The 22527-nt window shown below is 44.7% G+C and carries 19 protein-coding genes; 7 read left to right on the plus strand and 12 right to left on the minus strand.

Annotated elements, in window-relative coordinates; all coding sequences use genetic code 11:
* Positions 1–76: 76 nt before the first annotated feature.
* Positions 77–508, minus strand: coding sequence for a hypothetical protein (locus tag RLN88_RS07905; RefSeq protein WP_350220850.1), 432 nt, complete (start codon positions 506–508; stop codon positions 77–79).
* Complete coding sequence (locus RLN88_RS07910) at positions 498–2303, minus strand: hypothetical protein (RefSeq protein ID WP_350220851.1); 1806 nt, start codon at positions 2301–2303, stop codon at positions 498–500. The genes RLN88_RS07905 and RLN88_RS07910 overlap by 11 nt, the downstream gene beginning before the upstream one ends.
* Before the next feature lie 136 nt (positions 2304–2439).
* Between RLN88_RS07910 and RLN88_RS07915 the strand changes: the two genes are divergently transcribed.
* Positions 2440–3015 (plus strand): TlpA family protein disulfide reductase, encoded by a 576-nt coding sequence (locus RLN88_RS07915; RefSeq protein ID WP_350220852.1) that lies wholly within the window; start codon positions 2440–2442, stop codon positions 3013–3015.
* Here RLN88_RS07915 and RLN88_RS07920 read toward each other — a convergent pair.
* Positions 2998–4008, minus strand: a complete 1011-nt coding sequence (locus tag RLN88_RS07920) for an agmatinase family protein (protein WP_350220853.1) — start codon at positions 4006–4008, stop codon at positions 2998–3000. The genes RLN88_RS07915 and RLN88_RS07920 overlap by 18 nt on opposite strands.
* A gap of 3 nt (positions 4009–4011) precedes the next feature.
* Positions 4012–4500 carry a SixA phosphatase family protein gene (locus RLN88_RS07925; protein ID WP_350220854.1) on the minus strand — a complete coding sequence of 163 codons (489 nt, stop codon included), beginning with the start codon at positions 4498–4500 and terminating at the stop codon, positions 4012–4014.
* 137 nt (positions 4501–4637) lie between these two features.
* Here RLN88_RS07925 and topA point away from each other — a divergent pair, with 137 nt between their 5' ends.
* The 4 genes from topA to RLN88_RS07945 all read left to right on the plus strand — a co-directional run bounded on the left by topA (position 4638) and on the right by RLN88_RS07945 (position 8894).
* A complete protein-coding gene (topA, locus tag RLN88_RS07930) occupies positions 4638–6968 on the plus strand; it encodes a type I DNA topoisomerase (RefSeq protein ID WP_350220855.1) in 2331 nt (776 codons plus the stop codon).
* 49 nt (positions 6969–7017) lie between these two features.
* On the plus strand, positions 7018–7494 hold the full coding sequence (locus RLN88_RS07935; RefSeq protein ID WP_350220856.1) for an RNA polymerase sigma factor: 477 nt from the start codon (positions 7018–7020) through the stop codon (positions 7492–7494).
* Positions 7487–8083, plus strand: a complete 597-nt coding sequence (locus RLN88_RS07940; RefSeq protein WP_350220857.1) for a DUF8845 family protein — start codon at positions 7487–7489, stop codon at positions 8081–8083. The genes RLN88_RS07935 and RLN88_RS07940 overlap by 8 nt, the downstream gene beginning before the upstream one ends.
* 298 nt (positions 8084–8381) lie before the next feature.
* Complete coding sequence (locus RLN88_RS07945) at positions 8382–8894, plus strand: GNAT family N-acetyltransferase (RefSeq protein ID WP_350220858.1); 513 nt, start codon at positions 8382–8384, stop codon at positions 8892–8894.
* Between the two features lie 36 nt (positions 8895–8930).
* On the opposite strand, the gene dnaN is transcribed toward RLN88_RS07945, so the two are convergent.
* From dnaN to gldA, 5 genes are all read right to left on the minus strand, one after another.
* A complete protein-coding gene (gene dnaN, locus RLN88_RS07950; protein WP_350220859.1) occupies positions 8931–10055 on the minus strand; it encodes a DNA polymerase III subunit beta in 1125 nt (374 codons plus the stop codon).
* A 198-nt stretch (positions 10056–10253) separates the two neighbouring features.
* Positions 10254–11141, minus strand: a complete 888-nt coding sequence (locus RLN88_RS07955; RefSeq protein ID WP_350220860.1) for a DUF4340 domain-containing protein — start codon at positions 11139–11141, stop codon at positions 10254–10256.
* On the minus strand, positions 11138–12817 hold the full coding sequence (gldG, locus tag RLN88_RS07960; protein ID WP_350220861.1) for a gliding motility-associated ABC transporter substrate-binding protein GldG: 1680 nt from the start codon (positions 12815–12817) through the stop codon (positions 11138–11140). The genes RLN88_RS07955 and gldG overlap by 4 nt, the downstream gene beginning before the upstream one ends.
* Positions 12814–13542 (minus strand): gliding motility-associated ABC transporter permease subunit GldF, encoded by a 729-nt coding sequence (gene gldF, locus RLN88_RS07965; RefSeq protein ID WP_350220862.1) that lies wholly within the window; start codon positions 13540–13542, stop codon positions 12814–12816. Before gldF ends, gldG begins: the two co-directional genes overlap by 4 nt.
* Positions 13543–13676: 134 nt before the next feature.
* Positions 13677–14576 (minus strand): gliding motility-associated ABC transporter ATP-binding subunit GldA, encoded by a 900-nt coding sequence (gene gldA, locus RLN88_RS07970; protein WP_350220863.1) that lies wholly within the window; start codon positions 14574–14576, stop codon positions 13677–13679.
* A 131-nt stretch (positions 14577–14707) separates the two neighbouring features.
* Between gldA and RLN88_RS07975 the strand changes: the two genes are divergently transcribed.
* Together RLN88_RS07975 and RLN88_RS07980 are read left to right on the plus strand one after the other, a co-directional pair.
* Complete coding sequence (locus RLN88_RS07975; protein ID WP_350220864.1) at positions 14708–15232, plus strand: NADPH-dependent FMN reductase; 525 nt, start codon at positions 14708–14710, stop codon at positions 15230–15232.
* 105 nt (positions 15233–15337) lie between these two features.
* A complete protein-coding gene (locus tag RLN88_RS07980) occupies positions 15338–18226 on the plus strand; it encodes a CHAT domain-containing protein (protein ID WP_350220865.1) in 2889 nt (962 codons plus the stop codon).
* On the opposite strand, the gene RLN88_RS07985 is transcribed toward RLN88_RS07980, so the two are convergent.
* Genes RLN88_RS07985 through RLN88_RS07995 form a run of 3 tightly spaced genes read right to left on the minus strand, consistent with a single transcriptional unit; the run spans position 18227 to position 22525 of the window.
* Positions 18227–20281, minus strand: coding sequence for an OmpA family protein (locus tag RLN88_RS07985; RefSeq protein ID WP_350220866.1), 2055 nt, complete (start codon positions 20279–20281; stop codon positions 18227–18229). It abuts the gene before it with no gap.
* 1 nt (position 20282) lies between these two features.
* The gene (locus RLN88_RS07990) at positions 20283–21323 is read right to left on the minus strand and encodes a PorP/SprF family type IX secretion system membrane protein (RefSeq protein WP_350220867.1); all 1041 of its coding nucleotides are present in this window, start codon (positions 21321–21323) and stop codon (positions 20283–20285) included.
* A complete protein-coding gene (locus RLN88_RS07995; RefSeq protein ID WP_350220868.1) occupies positions 21320–22525 on the minus strand; it encodes a T9SS type B sorting domain-containing protein in 1206 nt (401 codons plus the stop codon). Before RLN88_RS07995 ends, RLN88_RS07990 begins: the two co-directional genes overlap by 4 nt.
* Positions 22526–22527 lie beyond the last annotated feature (2 nt).

Here is a 22527-nt window from a genome sequence, read left to right on the forward strand (position 1 = left end):
CATATCATCAAATGATAATTTTTCGCTCAAAAAAGCCCTTTTTGCGATGGGCGAGGGTCAAAGACCTATAATTATGCTAGAATGACTGATAGTTTGATTGAATATTTGACTCTTCTGTAGTAAAAAAGGTGGATGTAATCTGGCTCACAATCCAGAAATCCCCTGATGCGAATATGAGTGAGTCTGTAAACAAATCCCCTCCGGAAAAGCTCGATGCATCTGCCCTCCCCAGATACACAGTATCAAATGAAGTGCAATTGCTAATGGGGGTTAGCTCAGATATATCCAGGGAATCATCTGCATCCCCTGAAGAGTTTACCAGCTCAATGAATAGCTTGATGGAATCTGCGCAGTTTTCAGAATCAACGATTTGATTCCACGTTTTACTTCCCAACTGACCGGAGAGCAAGCGCTCTACCTGATAGTCATAAAGTTTCGCCGAAACGTCCGCTTCGGCACAACTAAGAACAGATAAAATAATTGTAACAATTGATAGTCTACCTGGCATTTCCTGTTCGATCAATCACCACATATCCAAGCTCATCCGAATCAAGCGGAAGCTGCTCCTCCGGATATAGCAAAATGGTCAGCTCTTGAGTCAAATCATCAAACTTAAAATCGACCGGTCTCTTATTGAGCGTCACTACCGTGCCCCAATTCAACTGACCAGAAGGTGTATAGCTCACCACCACGAAGTTGTTTTCAGCAGCCGCTGGGTTGTATATGAAAAAGCTATTGGAGCCGGAAATGGTTGGGATGGAATCGCTTTCGTATTTCGTTGCTTCTGTTCCCGGCAAGTCGAATTCCACCTTCCATTTTGCTATACGATCAGGCCCAAAAGAAGCCACATAGCCCTTCTTTGAATTGATATTTGCACCATATGCAACTATTTCTTCTGCTGTGTTTACAGGGACATCCAATGTCATAAAACCTGCCTCTGGAGTGCCCTGAACAAACAAAGGATATTTTACATCTTCTTTCTCTGAGTCACTACCCCATCTGTTTTTTTCCGTCCAGTATTCAACGGAATTTCCAAGCCATTCTACATTTCTTCTGGACCATGCCTGCATATCTTGCACGTATTTTGATGCCGTCACATACTTCTTGAAGAAGCTTTCTATATAGTCTTTGTACTTCTTTTTGGCGGTTTCCAGATCATCCGAAGTAATGGACTCCACAAGCACATTCATGTTTTTCGCATCCTCATAGGCGGCTGAGAAAATTTCCAATTGAGGTCCTATCAGAGATGAATCCGTTAGTGCCGGATTTAGTTGGATATCTACCTGTTTTGTGATCCTGGCTTCATACATCTCTATTTTCAACAGCTTTTCTACTGTCGATTCCGGGTCGTATTTGTTAAACTGCTGCTGCAAATCATCCGGAAAGTAACCAACCTCAACATCCTGACTGTTTTTTACCTGCTCCTTCTTGGTTCGGATTTCCTCCGCATACTTGTTTACCATGGTTTTAAAAAGAGCCACTCCGCCAATGATCTCCGACTGTGCATCCCTTGCCCACTCTTCAAAATTCCAGATTTCTATCACCCCTGAGCGAATGTTGGAAGCATTCATGCCATCCACACCAAACTGCTCTATACTTTTGAGGTTTACCTCTTCACGATATTTGTCCGAGCCCAGTTTTTCTGCCAATTCCTGAACTCCTTTTGCATTTTCAACACCCTTTCTTCCATTGCTTTCGATATCGGCCAGCATGGCCTGGATTTCCTGATCTGCACCGATAAGCATGTTGTTGTAAGCAGTGAATTTGGTAGTAATATCTCTATACTTATCCATCGCAGCTTTCTGATTATTTTCCACTTTCACCACCCTGCGATGCATTTCTTTCACATCGGCGATTCGCTTTTCAATGCCTTCAACTTTCTTTTCAATGTCCAGGTGAACATCCGAAACTTTGATGCCAAATTCCCCCGTTCGCAGGTCTCTTCGGAAGAAAGCCTGATAATATTCATCCTGCTTTTTGAGCTCTTTTTCATCAATCAGGCCTTTTGCTTTCTCAAGAAAGAAAACTGCCGAATCCCCAACCTGATACACTAGGGATGAATCAGCCACCACGTCGTATTTCAGGAAGCGATCTTCCAGCCACATGCCCATTTGCAAATTGGCATTGGCTTCTTCAGCGTTTTTGGGATCGGATAGGAATTGAATGAGTTGGGGCCCGGCCTCATCATATTTCTTTGCAGAAAGTAGCGGAAAAAGATCCTTGTATTTAATTTTTTGGGCTTGTGCGCCTATTGAAATTAAAATAAATAAGATTGAAAAAATAGCTGATGATTTAATGTTCATGACTTTGGTGAAGTTTATCGACACGCTAATTTATAAAAATACTAAGTGGTTTTATAAAAATACTGAGATGCCTTAAGGCATGTGAATGGGAATCTTTTGGTTTGTTTGGGTGTATTAGAAATTCAAACCCCTAATAATGGAGCGAAAAATCAAAAAGGAGATCATCGAGTGGGCCGTATTACTCACGGTCATTGGTGTGATTTACCTAGGTGGTTGGCATACGGAAGTGATCGGGAGAATGCAACAGGTGGTGCTCTCAACGGGCATTATTTCGCCTGATTATTCAGATGAGGAAAAGCTGGCCGCCTATGACTTTTGGTTAGAAGATATTGATGGCAATCAGGTTGATTTCAGGAGCTTTAAAGGAGAAGTCGTGTTTTTGAATTTTTGGGCTACCTGGTGTCCTCCATGTGTTGCTGAGATGCCGGACATTCACAATTTGTATGAGCAAACTGATCCTGTCGTAAGGTTCGTGATGATTTCACTTGATCGGGATGAGCAAAAAGCAAAAGAGTTTGTTAAACGAAAAGAGTTTGACTTTCCTGTCTATTTCCTCCGCTCCAACCTACCCGCCTCCTATGATACCCATTCCATTCCCACCACCTATGTGCTGGATAAGACAGGAAGGATCAAGGTGGAAAACCAGGGAATGGCAAAGTACAATACAAGTAAGTTCAGGGAGATGCTCTCCGGGCTAGTCGAAGCTCAATAATCCTCGGGACACTCCGACCAGGGTGGCAATTCGGTAGATTACCCTGGCAGCCACATTGGCATCCCAGGGGTCATTACCTGCCTCGCACACATCAAACCCAATGATTTTCTTCCCCGATTTCACCACCTCTTCCAGCAGGTAAATTGTTTGGTTAAACTGCAAACCACCGGCAACCGGGGTGCCCGTATTAGGGCATAGGGATGGATCAAGTCCATCCATATCGAAACTGATGTAGACATTTTCAGGTAGAGTCTTCACTATTTCTTCGACCTGCTTCTTCCATGGCTTCCCCTCAAGATGCTGGCGATAGATATCCTCATCGTAAAACACATGGATGGGTTTATCACACGTGCTGATGAAGTTTTCTTCCTCTTCGCAAAAATCCCTTATACCCACCTGGGTCAAAGAGGTGATTCCATTTTCCTGCATCGCATTGTACATGATGCTGGCATGTGAAAACTTGAATCCTTCATAGGCCTTCCTGAGATCCATGTGCGCATCAATTTGAAGAATACCGAAATCTTGCTGCTTTGCCAGTGCTCTCATCAAACCAAGTGGAGAGGAATGATCCCCCCCTATTACGCCCACCATCTTACCAAGCTCGAGGAAGGATTGAGCTACCTCCGCAATCCTATCATGCGTTGATTTACAAAAGTCATTCACAAACGCAAGCTGATCCTTTTCAGGTTCCCTCCCTGCTTCCAACGCATCAATCACATTGATGGCCCTGCCACGATGAATTTCGTTTTGGATCCCCGCCACAATCCGATCAAACATCGCCATTTTCAGTGCCCAGGGATTTGATATGCTCCTCAATGATAAATCCAGCTGGGATGATTCGTCCAAAATCAAATCCGGAGCTTTAGATGTGCCCTGCCCGTAAGAGACCGTGACATCCAGATGAACAGGCAATAGCACTAAATCTGATTCTTCCAGATTATAAGGGAGACCGAAAATGCTTCCTTTTTTTCCTACCTGGCTTGGGTCGTACATGTATTAATGTTTTGGATGATAATATCCCTCAAAAATACCAGTCCCCTGCGAGACTTCTTTCCATTTCAGCTTCTCAAATTTTATGGTTACTACTCCCGCGGGTTGCATGTTCCCGATCGCTGCACCGGAAAGGTATTCACCAAAAAATGTAATGGCCGGGTTGTGCCCAATAATGGCCACCTCTTTATGATCATCAGGGATGTGATTGAGCACTTCCAGCATTTCGCGAACGGAAGCATTATATATCACTTCCTTATATTCAATTATATGGTGGTTCATATCCAGTTCTTCCACCAGGTTCATGGCGGTTTCCTTCGTACGCTCAGATGTACTGCAAAGAATTATATCGGGATTGAAACTGGCATTGATCAGGTGACGGCCTAGCGCACGCACAATACTTTGACCCTCATGAGTGAGCCGTCGTTCAATGTCTTTTTTGCCATTTGCGTCCTCTGCGTAGGAGTGTCTGATCAGATAGAGTTTTCTGTTCATTGGCCGGGTTGGTTTGCTCTTAAAGATAAGTCATGGAAATAAGTTTTTCATTTTTGTTTTGAACAGGAATAAAATAGACGTGTTATGTTTACGCGCCAATTGGGATTTGGCAGATGAAATCTGATAGAACATAAATCATGGGAAAAAATCTTGTAATCGTAGAGTCGCCGGCAAAGGCAAAAACAATTGAGGGGTACCTGGGGAAAGATTATGAAGTGAAATCTTCCTATGGACATGTGAGGGATTTGCCCAAGGATGATTCTGCTATTGACATTGAAAACGGGTTTGCCCCCACGTATGAAATTTCTAAAGACAAGAAAGAAATTGTAAAAGAACTAAAAAAGCTGGCGAAGGATGCTGAGATGATTTACTTAGCATCGGATGATGACCGTGAAGGAGAGGCTATTTCATGGCACCTATCAGAAGCGCTCAACCTTGACATTGCCAAGACCCGACGCATTGTATTTAGGGAGATCACCAAGAATGCTATTCAAAATGCTATACAGAATCCACGGGGAATTGACATTGATTTGGTGAATGCCCAGCAGGCCAGACGTATCCTGGATAGGCTGGTTGGTTTTGAGCTGTCTCCCATTCTCTGGAAAAAAATTAAGGGTGGTCTTTCCGCTGGACGGGTGCAGTCAGTTGCCGTAAGGCTTGTGGTGGAGCGTGAGCGAGAGATTGCCGGCTTCACACCTGAGTCCTCCTTTAGGGTCACTGCGGAATTCAATCTGGAGGGCGGCAAAAAATTAAAAGCAGAGCTGCCAAGGAAATTTAAGACCGAAGACGAAGCAATGGCTTTTCTTCAGAAGTGCAATGGCGCTGATTTTTCCATTGAAAACCTGGAAACCAAGCCAGCTAAAAAATCACCTGCACCCCCATTTACCACTTCCACCTTGCAGCAAGAGGCAAGCAGAAAGCTGGGATTTTCTGTGGCACGAACCATGTCAGTAGCACAAAAACTCTATGAAGCCGGTAAGATCTCCTATATGAGGACAGACTCCCTGAATCTTTCTGAGGAAGCCCTGAGCGGCGCAGCTTCAGCCATCCAATCCAATTTCGGAAAAGAATACTCGAGCCGCAGGGTTTTCAAAACCAAAAGCTCAGGTGCGCAAGAGGCTCACGAAGCAATACGACCAACGGACTTTGGCACTCAGAGTGCAGGAAAAGATGATGCGGAAAGAAGGCTTTACGACCTGATCTGGAAACGGGCGATTGCTTCGCAAATGTCAGAGGCTCGTTTAGAGAAAACAACCGCAACCATCGGCATTTCCACTACAGAAGAGAAGTTGGTTGCCAAGGGTGAAGTAGTAAAATTCGATGGATTCCTGAAAGTGTACATTGAATCAACCGACGATGATAGCGAAGAGGAAGATGCAAATATGCTTCCACCGCTGAGTGTGGGGCAGGCGTTGGATCTTAAGAATATGCTAGCCAAGCAGGGTTTCACCAGGCACCCGCCAAGATACACGGAAGCTAGTCTGGTGAAGAAACTAGAGGAGATGGGGATTGGTCGTCCGTCTACCTATGCGCCTACCATTTCTACCATTCAGAAAAGAAACTACGTGGAGAAAGATTCGAGGGAAGGGCATGAAAGAATCTCCATTGAGTGTATGCTTGAAAAGGGATCGATCAATCGTGTGGAAGCCACGGAAATAACCGGTGCGGAAAAGAATAAGCTCTTCCCTACCAACACCGCCATGGTTGTAAATGACTTCTTAGTGGATCATTTCCCAAACGTGATTGACTATCACTTCACTGCGGATGTAGAGCAGCAGTTTGATGACATTGCAAACGGAAAGACTATCTGGAACAAAATGATTGACAATTTCTACGGAGGCTTTCACTCTACCGTAGAAAAGTCAAAAGATCTGGATCGATCGGAGGTGAACCAGGTGCGAGAACTTGGAGAAGACCCGAAAACCGGCGAGAAAATATATGCCAGACATGGAAAGTATGGTGCTTATGTTCAAAAAGGCGAATTGATCGAGGGGGAAGAAAAGCCTCAATATGCAAGCCTGAAGCATGGCCAATTTATGGATACGATCAAGCTGGAAGAAGCTCTGGAATTATTCAAATTGCCAAGGGAAGTAGGCACTTTCGAGGACAAACCCATGGTTGCGGCGGTTGGAAGATTTGGCCCATACATACGTCATGACGGCAAGTTTGTGTCCATCAAAAAAGAGCAGGATCCGCTCACGATCACAGAAGATGAGGCTGTCCAATTGATTCTTGATAAAAGAGAGGCAGACGCGAATAAGTTTATCAAGACCTTCGACGAAGACCCTGAGGTTTTGGTGCTAAATGGGAGATATGGCCCCTACATCAAATTCGGTAAGAAAAATGTGAAAATCCCGAAGGACAAACAGCCGGAAGAGCTCACATTCGAAGAGTGCAAAGAGCTGGCTGAAAAAACACCAGAGAAGAAAGGGCGCGGCGGCAGAAAAGCCCCTGCTAAAAAGAAATAGTGGCTGATTTGAAATAAATCGGCCGAATTAGATACTAACCCTTCCAAATGTGTCGGAAGATTTCTTTAAGACGTACGTAGAAGAGCACATGTCTATCATCATGCACCTATGCAGAGCATATGCGCGTGACCATGAGACACTCAAAGACCTTGTGCAAGAGGTCACTTTGCAGCTATGGCGGTCTCACCAATCGTTTGAAGGCAATTCTCAGCTTTCTACCTGGGTCTATCGCGTCACATTAAACGTTTGTTTATCGCATTCCAAAAGACTAAAAAGGAAGGTTGAAACGGTACCTATCGAGTGGAAAACAGATGCGATAGATGAAGCTGATCCTGAAATGGAACAAATTGAAAAATTGTATCAGGGAATTAGGAAGTTGCCCGAGGCTGAGCGTGCCATTATTCTTCTTTACCTGGAGGACAAGAGCTATAAAGAAATGAGTGAAATACTTGGTATCACCGTGAGCAATGTAGGGGTAAAAGTGAACAGACTAAAAGAAAAATTAAAAAGCATAATAAATGGCTGAAGAGTTTGACATACGATCAGTCTGGAATAAAAGTAAGGAAAGGCAGGAACGTTCCTCTCCGCCGCTTGAAAAGCTGGAGAGGAAAGGTACTCGAACTACGCTGTATTGGATAAAGACAATTCTATGGATCGAGTTTTGGCTTAGCATCATCGCCCTGCCAGTTATGTTCATCTATTTTCGGGATATGGAGGTTTCCGGATGGTTTACCCTTAGCTATTTTATGATTACCCTCATTTATCTTGTCTACTATCAGTTTCTCATTCGTCAGATCCGCACTTTCAGCTATGACCGCAACGTGCTGGAAAATTTGAAAAAAATCCATGGATACTTACGGTTTTACCTGCTTCACTATAAAGTAGTCTTCTGGCTCTCACTGCTTTGCGGGTTTATCTATGGCATGATGGATCCTGAAAATAAAGACCTGCTGGATAAGGTAGATTCGTTGAAACAGTGGATCATTATGATCATCGTATGGATCGTGCTTTTTGCAATTGTCGGTGGCTTATTCCACCTGTTTATCTACCTGATTTATGGAAGAAAAATCAAGCGATTGAAGAAAATGATTCAGGAACTGGGGTCGCTGGATTAAGCTAGCCTATCGTTCCAGTTTCAGGGCAATGCTGAAATTGCAGTTATCCTCACACTATTTTAACTTGAGTTCAGGATAAGTACTCTAAATTTTATTCAAAAATGACACAAATAGTCTCCTCTTGGGAGCGGTCCGACGATTCGGAGGGAGAGGTGGGTTAGAATAAAGCCAGTCATTTTTGAATAAAATTTGATCAAAAAGGGAAACTATTTTTATAACCCACCCCTACCCCTCCAAGGAGGGGATTTTAGGAGTCTCCCTTTTTATTCTTATTCCGAACTCACACTATTTTAGCCTTATGATATTTAAGACAAAGAGGCTGGGCTTGCGAACACCGGAATCTTCTGATGCGTCGTTCTTCTTTGAGCTAATGAATTCAGAGGGCTGGCTGAGGCACATAGGAGATCGGGGAATCAGGTCCCGGGATGATGCCCTGAAATACATCTCCAGCCTAAATGAAGGGCACGAATCCAATGGGTATGGTCTCTATGCAATCACGATTGAGGAAAGACCGATTGAGGAAAGACCGATTGGTGTATGTGGGCTCTTGAAACGTGACTATCTGGATCACCCTGATCTCGGCTTTGCTCTTCTTCCGGAATTTACCGGCAAAGGATATATTCAGGAGGCCGGCACCTGCATTTTGGATGATGCCTTTCAAAACCAGGGCCTTGATAAAGTATTGGCTATCACCTCTGATGACAATGCCGCATCCCAGGCGACATTAAGGAAACTTGGCTTTTATCTGAAGGGCATGATAAAGCAACCAGGCGGGGAAGAAGTTATACTTTTCGCCAAACAAAAAAGGTGACTTTAGCCACCTTTTCAAAACAAATTTTCATCGTTCTTAAACCTGATTATTGAGCATCACAGGCATCACAAGCATCAGGATGTCTTCCTCATCATCCTTGTCATTCGGAGTGATGATCCCTGCCTTGTTTGGAGCGCTAAGCTTGATGGTAATGTCATCAGAATCGATGTTTCCAAGCATCTCTACCAAAAACTTGGCGTTGAATCCGATCTCCAGATCTTCCCCGTCATGCTCACAAGATAGTCGCTCATTCGCCTCATTGGAGAAGTCAAGATCTTCCGCGGAAATCATCAGCTCACTGCCCGTAATCTTCAATCTTACCTGGTGAGTGGTCTTGTTTGCGTAGATGGCAATCCGCTTTAGTGAACTAAGCAACTCATCTTTCTTCACCACAACCAGGTTATTGTTGTCTAGCGGAATTACGTTTTCATAATCCGGGAAACGCTCATCAATCAAGCGACAGATCATCTTTACGCGATTGAAATTGAAAAATGCATTCGAAGCATTAAACTCCACATTTACATTGGTAAGCTCTGAGGGAAGTGTAGCCTTCAATAGCGTAAGCGCCTTTCTGGGGATGATCATGCTGTGGCTCATATCGGCAGCTACATCCACTCTTCGGTATCGGATCAACCGGTGGCTATCTGTAGCAACAAACGTGGTATTTGTCTCATCCAGCTTTACATACACACCTGTCATGGCAGGTCTTAGCTCATCATTAGATGTGGCAAAAATCGTGTTATTGATTGCTCGGGCCAGTACATCAGAGGACATGTTCACCGAGTAACCGTCGGATACCGTCGGGATTTTGGGGAAGTCCGTAGCATTCTCTCCGGCAAGCTTGTATCGTCCATTGTCGGAGTTGATCTCGATGCTGTAGGTGTTGCTGTCGATCGAGAAAGTAACAGGCTGCTCTGGTAAGTTTCTTAGGGTTTCCAAAAGGATTTTTGCCGGGATAGCGATGCTTCCATCTTCTTTTGCCTCTACCTGAAGCTCAGTGATCATGCTGGTCTGTAAATCAGAAGCAGTGACTGTTAGGTTTCCATCGTTGATCTCGAAAAGGAAGTTTTCCAAAATTGGCACAACAGGATTTGTTGTGATCACGCCATTAATGGCTGAAAGTTGCTTTAAAAGGTAGGATGATGATACTATAAATTTCATTGTATATAAAGCTTAGTAGATGGAGCGTTTGCCCCCATTTTTCGGGTGGCTAATTTAATCACAATTTGTGAGATAAGCAGTTCTAATTGTAATTGGGAATGTCTCCTTTAGGGGACTATAGGGGTGCTCCTGTAGATTAATGTAATAGACACCCTCCTTGCTTCTCTCAAGGGAGGAATCAGGCTTAAAATTAAAAGCTTAATTGTCAGGATTTGTCAGGATTTGAGCCACTCTTCTGGCATCAATTACCATCCGCTCCCCGGTCTGCATTCTCACCAAATGATACGGCTGGCCTACCAAATTCGGAAAAATTTCCAATCTGACAGGGCTATCATATTTTATATCATCGATGGTGACAATAGCCAAAGGTTCTGTATACGAAAGGCTGTCCAACGCTGGAAAACGACCTTCTGAGATCATTTCATTGGCCTGAAACTGCTGAAACTGGTTTAGGTAACTGACCACTGCCGAGCTATCTGTCGGAGTGGTTCCATTCACCAGGAAGAATGAATCATTGAAGGAAATTTCAAAATCTTCCGCTTGCTTGTTTTCAACGGTCAGTCGCTGAATGGTGCGCCAGCTGCCATCAAGGATATTTCTATCTCGCCACTGATCCGGGTGAAGGAGGAAAATATCCACCACATTGTCGCGATAGCCGGGAACGGCCACCTCCTTAGCCTCTCCATTTGCAATGAAGTAAGATTTGGTTTTGGTGGCATTGGTGCCTATTTCAAATCTATATCTGGAATTAAAGTCAAATTCCACTTCTACATTTCCCAGCGTTTCACGATCCCAGTTTTCAATTGTCCTACCCGCCTCCACGCGCTCCAGGATCGAAATCAGGGTATTCACAAAGCCTTCGTCTGCCTTATACTTGGCATTCAACTTCCACTCTTCTCCAGCTCGCTCAATCACCGTGCTGTCTCCATTCATTGAAAAAGTAAATCGGCTGACCCTTTCCAAGTCTTCTACCTGAAAGTAATTCTCAGCATTCTTGGTAGTGCTTGTTTCTTTACCAAAAAACAGCAGAAGGTTAGCACCGAGCAGTACAATAATGGCAATGATATATCCGGTAGTTTTACTCACGACCTGGCAAATTTATTTTTTCTGACATACCATTTCACTCCACCGATCAGTAAGACCAAAATAACCGGAAGCACGAGGTTTATCAGCTGCCAGCGGGTTCGCTCCTGCTGCACTTTTACCCGGTCCAGCGGACGGATTTTTACTTCCCTTGACCGGGTTTCAATCAACCCTGACTCGTCTACCATGTAGTCTAGAATATTGAGAATGAATTCCTCGTTTGCATAGGTGGTCTTGGTGAAAGGCTCTACGCCAAGTCCTAGCGGTTCACCTGTCTCGGGATCCAGATCATTTCGGATGATATCACCATCCCCAATCACGATCACTTTTCCATACTCCCCCTTCGCTATAAACTGAGTCTTATCAAACCCTTTCGGCACGATGCGATTGGCATAAAGGGAAGTGAATTTTCCTTCCAGCAGATAACCCACAGTTTTCGGCCCATCTGTAAACCTTTCAGGTCTAAGTTTATCCCGTAGATCATTGAAAGCCACACGCACAGGTGGCCCCAGCAATTTGGTGTATTGGCTGGTGTTGATGAGTGGCGTCTTGGTAATCCCGGCTGCCTTCACTGTGTCAATTTCCGACACAAATCTTCCAAGAATAGCATCCAGGTTCCTCACAGACGGATGTTTGCTAAAATTTGTAAGCACAGGAAAAAATGGCCATGGGATCATCTGGATCTGTGGCTGATTCCCCATGTTGCCAGCCACCACCGGAAACTGTCCACTGTTCACATCCAGCACATAATTCTGGTTGACCCGAACGCCATACTTAAAAAGCTGGTCGGTGAGGTTCGTTTCATATGGAATCGCTACCGTGCCCTCACCCGAAGCACTATCCATATTGACACTCAGCGCATCGATGAAATAAACGAGATTTCCGCCACGCATCAGGTACTGATCCACCAGGTATTTTTCCTGCTCGGTGAATGGCTTGGTTGGCTTACCAATGACTACTGCATCGTATCCACTGAGCTCAGAACGGTTATCTAATGACACATTGAACAATTCAAATCTGGAGAGAACAGCACTTCGAAAGCCTGCGATTTCAAGAGAATCTGGTGATCCGTGCCCGGTGATATATGCGATCCTCTTTGTGCCTCCATTGATTAGCTGAGCTATTGCAGAGGCTAGTTCGTATTCCAATCCTTCGATGCTTTGATTTAAAATACCCTCAGGCCCTGCGGCACTGTTGCCTTTCAGCAGGTTGGCTGGGATTTCATTGATTCCCTTCGAAACAAGTGCTCCAGGAAAAATGAGCTTCTCCATCTTGTCTCCATCCGAATTTTTATAGCTGAGGTTAGTAGCCTGAACACCTTTATCGATCAGGGATTGGTAGAATTGATTTCTTGCCTGCAGGTTTGTAGCCTGAGCCGGATCGGTAAATTTGTATTGGATTCTGTTTCCGCTTTCAATAGAAAACTGCTCCAGCATCTCAGCGATGGACTTTTGGAAACGCTCGAAATTGGATGGAAGATCGCCGGCCAGGTAGACTTCAAAATATACTTCTTCATCCAGGGATTTTAGGAGTTCTTTAGTAGCGTCAGAGATGGTGTATCTCTTCTCCTCAGTTAGGTCAAACTGGATGCGATATCGGTCGGCCAATTGGTTTACAAGCCAAACCGAGAGCAACACCACGAGTGTTTGAAGCAATACTATTTTTTTGGCTTCACTCATCCTTTCTGCACATTTAAAATGATTCGTGTCACATACAAAAACAGCACAATCATGGAAAGGAAGTAAACCACATCGGTCAGATCAATCAGCCCTTTGCTTAATGTCTCATAATGCGACAGGATCCCAATTTGCTCAATGATGTAGGAAGTCTCAGACCAGATATTAATTGAAGCAATCGAATCAAACCCTGCATAAAAGGCGAAGCATAGAAATGCTGCCAGAATGAAGGATACGATCTGGTTGCCGGTAAGGGCCGATGACAAGATGCCGATGGCTGTGAAAATGCCTCCCAGCAGCATCAGTCCTATGTACGAGCCGATGATTCCCGCGGTATCCAGATTGCCTACCGGATTGCCCAGGTAGGACAAGGAGAAATAGTAAACCAGAGTCGGGAGGATGGAGAAAATTACCAGAAGGAAGCCTGCCAGGAATTTCCCAATAACAATTTCTATATCTCTGAATGGTAGCGTGTATAGCAACTCAATAGTACCACTTCGTTTCTCCTCGGCAAAAGCCTTCATCGTAATAGCCGGAATCAAAAACATGAACACATAGGGAGCTAACGAAAATAGGGTCTCCATGCTGGCATAGCCATAATCCAGCACATTGGTATCCGGAAATACCCACGCGAGCAATCCGATACCAGTCAGAAAAATCCCGATTACCACATAGGCGATCAGGGAATCGAGGAATTCGTTTATTTCTTTTTTTAGGATGGTGATCATGAACATTTACTTGTTAATGACACCCCCTATAATCCCCTCAAGGGGATATTCACTTCCATCGAACATCCAATCTCTAATAGGACGAATTCCTCCATTGAGGGAGGTTAGGTGGGTGATATCGCTATGGTATATAATCATTTCCCCTGTGTCAATTCCTGAAAAACCCATTCCAATGATTGCTCTTCCTTCGAGATATTGAGCAACGGCAATGCATGCTCACCCGCCACTTTCATAATAGTCTTCCTTGGATCTTCTTTTGAGGAAATCTGGTAAATACTTCCCTCTCTGCCCAAAACCAACAGTCCTTCCTTTTCAAAGACCTGTACATCAATGGCTTCCTCAAATTCAACCAGATAGGTAATCACATCAGACTTCATCGATTTGAGGTTCTTCACTTCATCATCTGCCACGATTTTTCCTTTGTTGATGATCACCACCTTATCACACAGCGCCTCCACTTCCTGCATGATGTGCGTGGAGAGGATCACCGTTTTGTCCTGACTGGCCTCTTTGATCACCTTTCTGATTTCGACCAGCTGGTTGGGATCCAGGCCACTTGTGGGTTCGTCCAATATCAATACCTGCGGATCATGGATGAGTGCCTGAGCCAACCCTACCCTTTGCCGGTATCCTTTCGAAAGGGCCCCGATCTTCTTGTGTTGCTCCCTTTCCAGGCCGCACTTGTCAATCATTTCTGCAATTCGGGAGGAACGTCTTTTCAACGCATAGGCTGCTGCAATAAATCCGAGGTATTCCTTCACGTACATTTCGAGGTAAAGCGGATTGTGCTCGGGCAGATAGCCGGTCAGCCTCTTCACCTTCAATGGCTCCTTCGAAACGTTGATTCCGTCCACCGCTACTGATCCGGATGTTAGTCCAATGTAGCCGGTCGCTATTTTCATGGTAGTAGATTTGCCGGCACCATTGGGCCCTAAAAAACCCGTGATTTTCCCCCGTGGAACTTCAAATGAAATATCATCCAGCGCCTTTTGTGTGCCGTAAACTTTGGTCAGGTGATCTACTGTGATGGACATTTTGAACTAAAAGCCGTTCTGATGGTTTACAGGTTTGTGTTTCTTTGCGATCTCAATAGACCAGAAACGCAATTATCGGGCAAATATTCTTATATGCGTCCACAACTACAATATTGATTTAGAAAATCTGTATGATCACAATCGTTAGCGGCACCAACAGAAGAAATTCCATCTCCAAGCAAGTGGCCCTTCTCTATCAGGAAATACTGAAAGAGAATGAGGTTGAATCCACCATTGTAGACTTGGAGCATTTACCCGCCGATTTCATCGCATCTGCCCTCTATGAAAATCAGGGCACAAATGTAGACTTCAACCCGATCCGTGAGCACATGAAAGAAGCTCAGAAGTACGTGTTTATCGTTCCTGAATATAATGGATCATTTCCCGGGGTGCTCAAAACGTTTCTGGACGCACTCGAATTTCCGGGCACCCTTAAAGGAAAGAAATGCGCCCTGGTTGGACTTTCCTCAGGTATACAAGGAGGGGTAATGGCAATGAGTCACCTGACCGATATTTTCAACTACCTGGGTATGCATGTGCTTGCCCTCAAACCCAAGCTTATCCGCATCAATGGCAAAATGGAAAGCGGCCAGATCACAGATGAAACCTACATAAGGAGATTGAAGGAGCAGGCGCAGGCAATCATTGAGTTTTGATCCAATCTTCATCTTTTCTCAAGTGGCATTGGTAAGAAAAATATCTTCTTCACTTCAGAATACATTATCCTTGCTAAATTCAACATGAAATAGCTTACATCCCTGATGTTGAGAAAAGCGGCATTTATATTCTTCATTCTTTGCAATGGTATTCTTTCAGCGCAGAGCTGTCTGCAAAAGCTGGATAGTGCTGAGCTTTTCAAATATGACTACCCGCTTAAAGCAAAATTTTATGCCAACTCCCTGCTGACAGACCTGGATTCTGGGAGGTGCGTGTCGGAAATAGGCATTGCCGGATTGTACAACAATGTGGGCCTTATTTTGTGGGAAGTAAACGATAAGCAACGAAGCTTAAATGCCTTTCACAGTGGATTAAGCTCCCAGGTAGCTCAGAAAGATTCTATCCGAAAAGACCTGTTGGGTATCTATTACAACCTCTCCGGATTGTATCAGGAACTTGGCAAATTTGAGGAAGCCGGAAGGTACCTTGACCTGGCCGGAAGGGTGACAAATAAAACCCTGAGCGATAATAAAGAAGCCCAAATCCGATTCTTATATCGAAAAGGAGTTTATCACAGAGAAGTGGGAAACTTTGACAAAAGCCTCACAGCCTTGAATGATGCAATCAGCGCCGGTAGAGAGTTCAATGACTCTACCACAATAGCCTTACAAATTGAGCTTGGCACTACCTATCGCCACTTCGGGGATCTGAACAGAAGCGAGACCGAACTCCTAAAAGCCTTGGAACTGTCCAAAGGAAAAGATGAAATCCAGTACTTCCGCGCCATAGACCGGCTTTCGGCCCTGAAGATTGAACAGGGAGAATATTCGGATTCTGAAAACTATCTGCTCTATAATCTGGAGAACAAAGCAAACAAATATGCAGACAATCCGGTGATGCTACTCGAGACGCTCAATGGACTAAGCGTCCTTTACTATCGGCTAAACGACCTTCGCTCTGCCAACAACTACATGGATCAGGCGCTGGACCTGGCAGGAGATATCCGCACCATCCGACCCTACATGATTAATAATCTGGGCACCATCTACATGCGGCAGGGTGAGATTGAAAAAGCGGAAGAATGCTTTCGCGAAAGCTCGCAGGGCTTTCTGAACCTCTTTGGATCTATGAATCCGGATTATGCCAGCAGCCTGAGCAACCTGGCAAGTATCCACAAAGAAAAAGGTGAACTGGGTAAATCGCTTGACCTATACATGAAGGTGCTGGACATGGATAAGGTGATCTACGGAACCGAGCATGCCAACTATGCCACCTCACTAAACAACGTTGCACTCTTATATCTACAGTTTGGGAATTTTTCGCTGGCAGGCAAGCTCCTTACGGAAGCCAAGCGCATTCGGGCTAATACGCTTGGGAACTATCACCCGCTCTACATCAAAACCGTAAATGACCTGGGGTTGTATTACATGATCGTCAAAGATTATCAATCCGCTATGGAGGCTTTTGATCATGCCCTTGCGGCTGAAATCAAACACATGCAGGATATCTTCCCGGTGCTCACCGATAAGCAGCGCAAGCTCTATTTTGATGAGACCCGATACAACATCGAACGATTCTGCTCGCTTGCATTCAAAGAAAATAATATCTACACCGAGTATGCAGAAAATGCCCTCAATCACTTTTTGAATACTCGCGGAATTCTGTTCTATGCCTCGGAGAAGATGCGGAAACTCATCCAAAACAGCTCTGATAATAAGATCAAGCAGGATTACAACACATGGCGGGAAAAAAAGTACAGCCTGGCACAGGCCTATCTATTGACTGAAGAGGATCGGATCAAGCAGGGTATTTCCATTACTCATCTGGAGGAAGAGTGTGCACAACTGGAAAAAGATCTGGCAAGGAAGTTTAAAGTGTTTGCCGACCAGGAGCGAGCCACCTATCATCATTGGGCGGAAATCAGCAACTCACTGGAAGACAGCACGGCCATGATAGACATCATCCAATACCGAAATTATTCGGTAGAGGTGCTCAACGAAACAATAGATCAGGGTTTTGAAGAGGAATCGCACTATGTGGCTTTCATCATCAAGCAGGACAGTGTCTTCACCCCTGTTCGTATGGATGTATCCCAGTTTGAAAAGGGCTTTGCCACCTACCGAAACTCATTGAAGTTCGGCGTGAAAGACAAACTAAGCTATGGCATTTTCTGGGAGCCTGTGGATAATGAGCTCTCGGATATTAACAAAATATACCTCTCTCCAGATGGTATTTATCATAAAATAAACCCGGTGGTTTTCTATGATCAGACTACCGATCAGTTCATGGCTGATAAGTATGACATTATCAATATCACGAGTGGGAAAGATTTACTGTACCGTGAAAATCCACGATTCATTACAGAGGCCAAGATCTTCGGAAATCCTGATTTCTCACGGATTGAGGGCTATTCCCTGAACCAATTGCCCGGGGCAGAGCGGGAAGCAAGCGATATAACAGAGATATTGAATGTGAGAAAATGGGAGACCGAGACATTTTATTTTTCTGAAGCTACCGAAGACAAAATCAAAAGCTTTGCAAATCCCGGCGTGATTCATATTGCGACGCACGGGTATTTCATAGATGACCCAAACTATACAGACCCATTGCACAGCTCCGGTCTTTTCCTAAGCAAATCCGCCAACAGCGAAAATGACGGGCTGCTTTCAGCCTATGAGGCAATGAACCTGGTGCTGGATGAAACTAATCTGGTGGTGCTTGCGGCATGCGAGACAGGGCTTGGCAAGGTTCAGAATGGTGAAGGCGTATTTGGATTGCAACGCTCCTTTCTGGTAGCCGGATCAAAGAATGTGTTGCTTTCCCTGGTAAAAATAAACGATGAAGCTGCCCGAAACTTCATGAACCTCTTTTACAAACAGCTTTTGATTGAGAAGGACCCACAGCAGGCATTTTTCAATGCCAGGGCGGAATTCAGAAAAGTGGATGATAATCCATACAACTGGGGGGCTTATATCCTGGTATCCAAAGGATAATTAGCCATTTGTATGGGTCACGAAGAGTGAGAAATCCTCCTCTCCCACCAGGAGTTTCACAGGTGTATCGCGGACCTCATCTTCCATCACACGAATGGTCTCCCCTGCCATGAACGTTCCGCTTATATCTCCATTCCATTCCTTGAGTTTTTCTACCGTGACACCCAGAGCATTGGCAATCTCCTCCACACTTAAAGCCTTTCTAATGATGTAGGGTGTCGCAGATTTCAAATTTAATGGTTCCTGAGCTTTTATGACGATCTCTACCCTGCGCTTCAAAATGCGCTTAAACCAGTGATCTCCGGCTCCCTCTGATGGCAGCTCCCCTCTTGGAAATACATTGATGCTTGATGAATCCACTCCCAGGGAAACCAGATATTCTTTCGCGGCGGCTCCCCTGTTTTTACTCAGAAGCAGATTGGCCTGAGTGGGGCCAATGCTGTCCGTGTACGCCAGTATATCAATCGACACCACACTCTTGCCCACTATCTGATCCATTACACTTTCCAACGCCCTTTTGGCTTCTGGTCTCAAAGAAGCAATTCCATATTCAAAAAATAATCGCTCAAAAGCAAATTCCTGTGATGCTCCCTCACGACCGTCACTGAGTATTTTCGGTTTTGGCTTGGAGGGTCTGATTGGTTCATACAGGTCATAGCCCGCATAGTCTTCAATTCTGAACGTGACAAGATCGAGTGATTGAAGATCTTTGAATTTGGAAGCCAAACGAGAATCAATCAATGACTCACCTGATATCAGAAGTGACAAAAACAATCGCTCATTGCTGACTTCAAACGAACTGATGTTCAATATTTCATGATCAGCCCGATTTGTGGCAATAAACCCGACTGTGTCGGAAATATTGAAGTAGGTATCGTCCCAGGTCGAGTTGAAGGGGTCTCCCAGATTATAGATTTGAGGCTCAAAGAAAGATTCCCCTTTAGCGGCATAAATATCGTATCCTCCGTAACCCACATGCCCGTCGCTGGCAAAAAGCAGGCACTGGAATGCTGAGGAATAGTAAGGTGTGATTTCATTCTCCGGTGAATTGATCACTGCGCCCATGTTAATGACTGGCGTCCACGATTCCTTTTCCAACCCCTTCAAACTCATCCAAATATCTGAACCGCCTATCCCTCCGGTGCGGTTGGAAATGAAAAACAGGGTGTCTCCAGTCGCAGAAATGGCCGGGTGTTTGTTCTCTGAGCCGGGCTCATTGATGTACTCATTCAACCGAACCGGATCGCTCCATTTATCCTCTTCCAAATAAGAAACCATTATTCCACAGTCCGAACCATTTTCCCCACTGCATGATGAAAAGTAAAAAACTGAGCCCTCTTTGGTAAAGCTTCCTGAGCCCTCTGCCCATTGGGTATTTAAATCTGAAAAATCCTGATCCGAGGCAGAAAGCCGCCATCGGCTGCCATCCCTATTTTCAAATGCTACCAAATCCGGAAGTAACCCCTCATATTGACTTCCTTCATACTGAACACCACGCAGATTTCGAGTGGTCGCCAGCACTAGCTGTTTGTTGGAAGGATTGATGGTGGCGCCAAAATCATGGAAGCGCGAATTGATCTCGTCCATCGCCTGTATGCTGAATCCTCTGTCTACCTTTTCCTGCCTCAATGCCAGCTGACATCCTTCCCTTTGCTTTCGTGACAATTCTACCAGATAGGGCTCTGCATCCGGTATGGAGATCAGAAAGTAGTACAAAGAATCAGCCTCTCTGAACCTGCTTTCCTGCTTTAGTAAATTGGCATAATTGTAAAGCGATCTGGCCCGATAATCATGCCCCTCGATATTGCTAAGCCTCAAGAACGTCTCTTTTGCCTTATCATATTGCAAGGTTTTGTGATAGCAGGTAGCCAGCTGAAAGCGGGCAAAGTAGTTTTGTTTATCAAGTCCAACCGCTTTTTCGTAAAATTCAATCGCCTCCAGGTATCTGTCATTCTGATACAGCTCATCCGCCATTGTCAATAGCCGAGGCACAGATTGCGCAGATAGCATCAGTGCTGCTGAAAGTGTGAGAATGACCAAACAGAATTTCCTCATGCTAGAATATCGGGCTTGAAATGTTTCTCATGGAATTTGACAAATCCAGGTTATAAGTTAATGAAATCTCATAGGTTGGGAGATTAGCACCCAGTTCACTGTTGATGTCAAATGATTGAGTATTCAGATCGAAGCTGAAACCGATCCGCAGGTTTTGAATTTCAAATCCTGCCAATACGATAACCGAATCTTCAAACCGATACCAGGAGCCCGCCTGCAACTCCACTGCAGTATTTGATCTTGGCGAACTCACGAAGGTGGAAAAATAAAGACCGGCATTGATCTGTTCCTGTCCCTGAGAATAAAGCACATAAGCAGATGGGTGAATGTACCATCGTGGGGACAATGGCAATTTGGATGATCCGAATGCTTTAAAAAGCAAACTTTTTTGAGCACCTTCCAGTCCATCAATGGCCACTCTTGCCCGATTGAGATTATCCACACTTACTCCCAGAATAAGGCTTTTGTCACGTACCAACCTGTTTTCATTGTCAAATGCCGTATAGACCACCCCGAAATTGAATGTGGGGTAAAGTACCGGATTAGCTCCCACCGTTTCTCCAACCCGGGTATCGTCAAAGCCAATGTACTTATTGAATTGAGACCCCCAGGTCAATCTGGAACCATCGATTCTATGCTCCACAATGCCACCCTGTAAGCCGAAAACAATCGTATTGTTGTTTAATCGGCTCAATCGGAACGAATATGCGCCCGTCAGTAAAATCTTCTTTGAGGAGTAAATGCCTTCAAAACCTCGCTTTTCCTGAAAAAAAGTGAGGCCTGCTCCACCCACCTGAAAGTCCTTACTTGTGGTTTTCTTGAATGGATAGGTAAATGTGACCTGCATCAACTCTAAAAAGGAATCGGTGCTGGGTGACCCGCCACGCTTATAATTAGAGTTGAAAGAAATCGTGGGGGTAATTCCCGAAAACGCCGGATTGAGGACGGTAGAACTAGCAAAATATTGTGAAAACTGTCCTTCCTGGCCTGTGGAGTAAAGGCCTATGGCGAATAACAATATGAATAGTTGAATCCTTTTCATTTTACCAAAAGCACAGACCCTGTTTTAGTGTACTCCTCTGAGTCAGCCACAATCCGAACCTTGTAATAGTAGACACCTTCCGGGGCTTCCTGCCCAGAATTCAATATTCCATTCCAGCCAAACTGAGAAATATCTACCTCATCGTTGGATTGATTGGCGCTATATACTTCCTTATTGAATGAATCATACACAGAAAAGGAAAATGAACTCACGATTGCTCCGGCGAAGTAAGGTCTAAACCTTCTATTATCCTCTATTGTGCCATTGGGTGAAAAAGCATTAGGGACATAAAAAGTAGGCTCTACTATTACTGGAACCAATGCAATGGCCATTCTTCTTCCTTCATTGGTGATCCAGATGGATTGGTCGGAGGTGATCGCACCCTCTGAGAAGGAAGCATCAGTATCCCGTACCACGCCATTCAATGCATGAAAGAGCGTGTCTGTTTTAGAAAACAAAACGATTGCCGGCTCATAGTCAAAGGCCCGGATATTTTCCCCGTTTGAGAGATTTTGAAGGTCTACACCGGAAAAGGAGACCGAAACCTGTGCCTGAACTGAGTCTCCGGTCACTTTGAGCACCCACTCCACTTCATCACTGATCCCAACTATGTCCTCATCGGGAAAAAGCTGGTTGGCATCCGGGATTTTGCATTCCACGCTTACTATAGCATTGTTAGGGAGATTGGAGATGGTTACATAATTAGGTGATCCGTTCACCCCCATTGGGAAGGTTACGGGATTGCCCCTGGAAATCCCAACAAGCTTCCCTTCCACATAACCCTGGCCGGTTCCCTGGCTACTTCCGCTCACCAAAATGTCATCATCTTCTTCTGCGTCAATTACGCCATTTTCCGTTACTAAGGATCCCGAAACGATGATTTGTTCAGTCAAAAGAGTCAATTTCCCCTGCTTGTCTACAATGAAATCACCTACCTCCAATACACCTCCATTTATATTCTGATCTGCCCTCCCTGTAAACTTAATGTTGCCGATATCAGTGTTCAATACCAAGTCTATATCACTATAACTAACAATGGTACCACTATTTGAAAGGGTGCCATCCAGGGTGGTGTTTCCTCCAAAGAAAAAAATCGTGCCCTGTCCAAGATATAGGGATGTCTGATCACCAAAGGTGACGGACTGGGACAGCACATGGCCAGAAAAAGTAAAAAGAGCTAAGAGTGCCTGAAATCTTAACATAA

It is taken from the genome of Ekhidna sp. (assembly GCF_040223195.1).
Lineage (GTDB): Bacteria > Bacteroidota > Bacteroidia > Cytophagales > Cyclobacteriaceae > Ekhidna.

Bases quoted from the DNA above. Each gene is read 5' to 3' on its own strand.
- gldF (WP_350220862.1), bottom strand. From the start codon at position 13,542: ATGATCACCATCCTAAAAAAAGAAATAAACGAATTCCTCGATTCCCTG.
- gldG (WP_350220861.1), bottom strand. From the start codon at position 12,817: ATGAGTGAAGCCAAAAAAATAGTATTGCTTCAAACACTCGTGGTGTTG.
- RLN88_RS07910 (WP_350220851.1), bottom strand. From the start codon at position 2,303: ATGAACATTAAATCATCAGCTATTTTTTCAATCTTATTTATTTTAATT.
- RLN88_RS07945 (WP_350220858.1), top strand. From the start codon at position 8,382: ATGATATTTAAGACAAAGAGGCTGGGCTTGCGAACACCGGAATCTTCT.
- RLN88_RS07905 (WP_350220850.1), bottom strand. From the start codon at position 508: ATGCCAGGTAGACTATCAATTGTTACAATTATTTTATCTGTTCTTAGT.
- RLN88_RS07980 (WP_350220865.1), top strand. From the start codon at position 15,338: ATGTTGAGAAAAGCGGCATTTATATTCTTCATTCTTTGCAATGGTATT.
- RLN88_RS07990 (WP_350220867.1), bottom strand. From the start codon at position 21,323: ATGAAAAGGATTCAACTATTCATATTGTTATTCGCCATAGGCCTTTAC.
- RLN88_RS07940 (WP_350220857.1), top strand. From the start codon at position 7,487: ATGGCTGAAGAGTTTGACATACGATCAGTCTGGAATAAAAGTAAGGAA.
- RLN88_RS07985 (WP_350220866.1), bottom strand. From the start codon at position 20,281: ATGAGGAAATTCTGTTTGGTCATTCTCACACTTTCAGCAGCACTGATG.
- gldA (WP_350220863.1), bottom strand. From the start codon at position 14,576: ATGTCCATCACAGTAGATCACCTGACCAAAGTTTACGGCACACAAAAG.
- RLN88_RS07915 (WP_350220852.1), top strand. From the start codon at position 2,440: ATGGAGCGAAAAATCAAAAAGGAGATCATCGAGTGGGCCGTATTACTC.
- topA (WP_350220855.1), top strand. From the start codon at position 4,638: ATGGGAAAAAATCTTGTAATCGTAGAGTCGCCGGCAAAGGCAAAAACA.
- RLN88_RS07925 (WP_350220854.1), bottom strand. From the start codon at position 4,500: ATGAACAGAAAACTCTATCTGATCAGACACTCCTACGCAGAGGACGCA.
- dnaN (WP_350220859.1), bottom strand. From the start codon at position 10,055: ATGAAATTTATAGTATCATCATCCTACCTTTTAAAGCAACTTTCAGCC.
- RLN88_RS07920 (WP_350220853.1), bottom strand. From the start codon at position 4,008: ATGTACGACCCAAGCCAGGTAGGAAAAAAAGGAAGCATTTTCGGTCTC.
- RLN88_RS07995 (WP_350220868.1), bottom strand. From the start codon at position 22,525: ATGTTAAGATTTCAGGCACTCTTAGCTCTTTTTACTTTTTCTGGCCAT.
- RLN88_RS07975 (WP_350220864.1), top strand. From the start codon at position 14,708: ATGATCACAATCGTTAGCGGCACCAACAGAAGAAATTCCATCTCCAAG.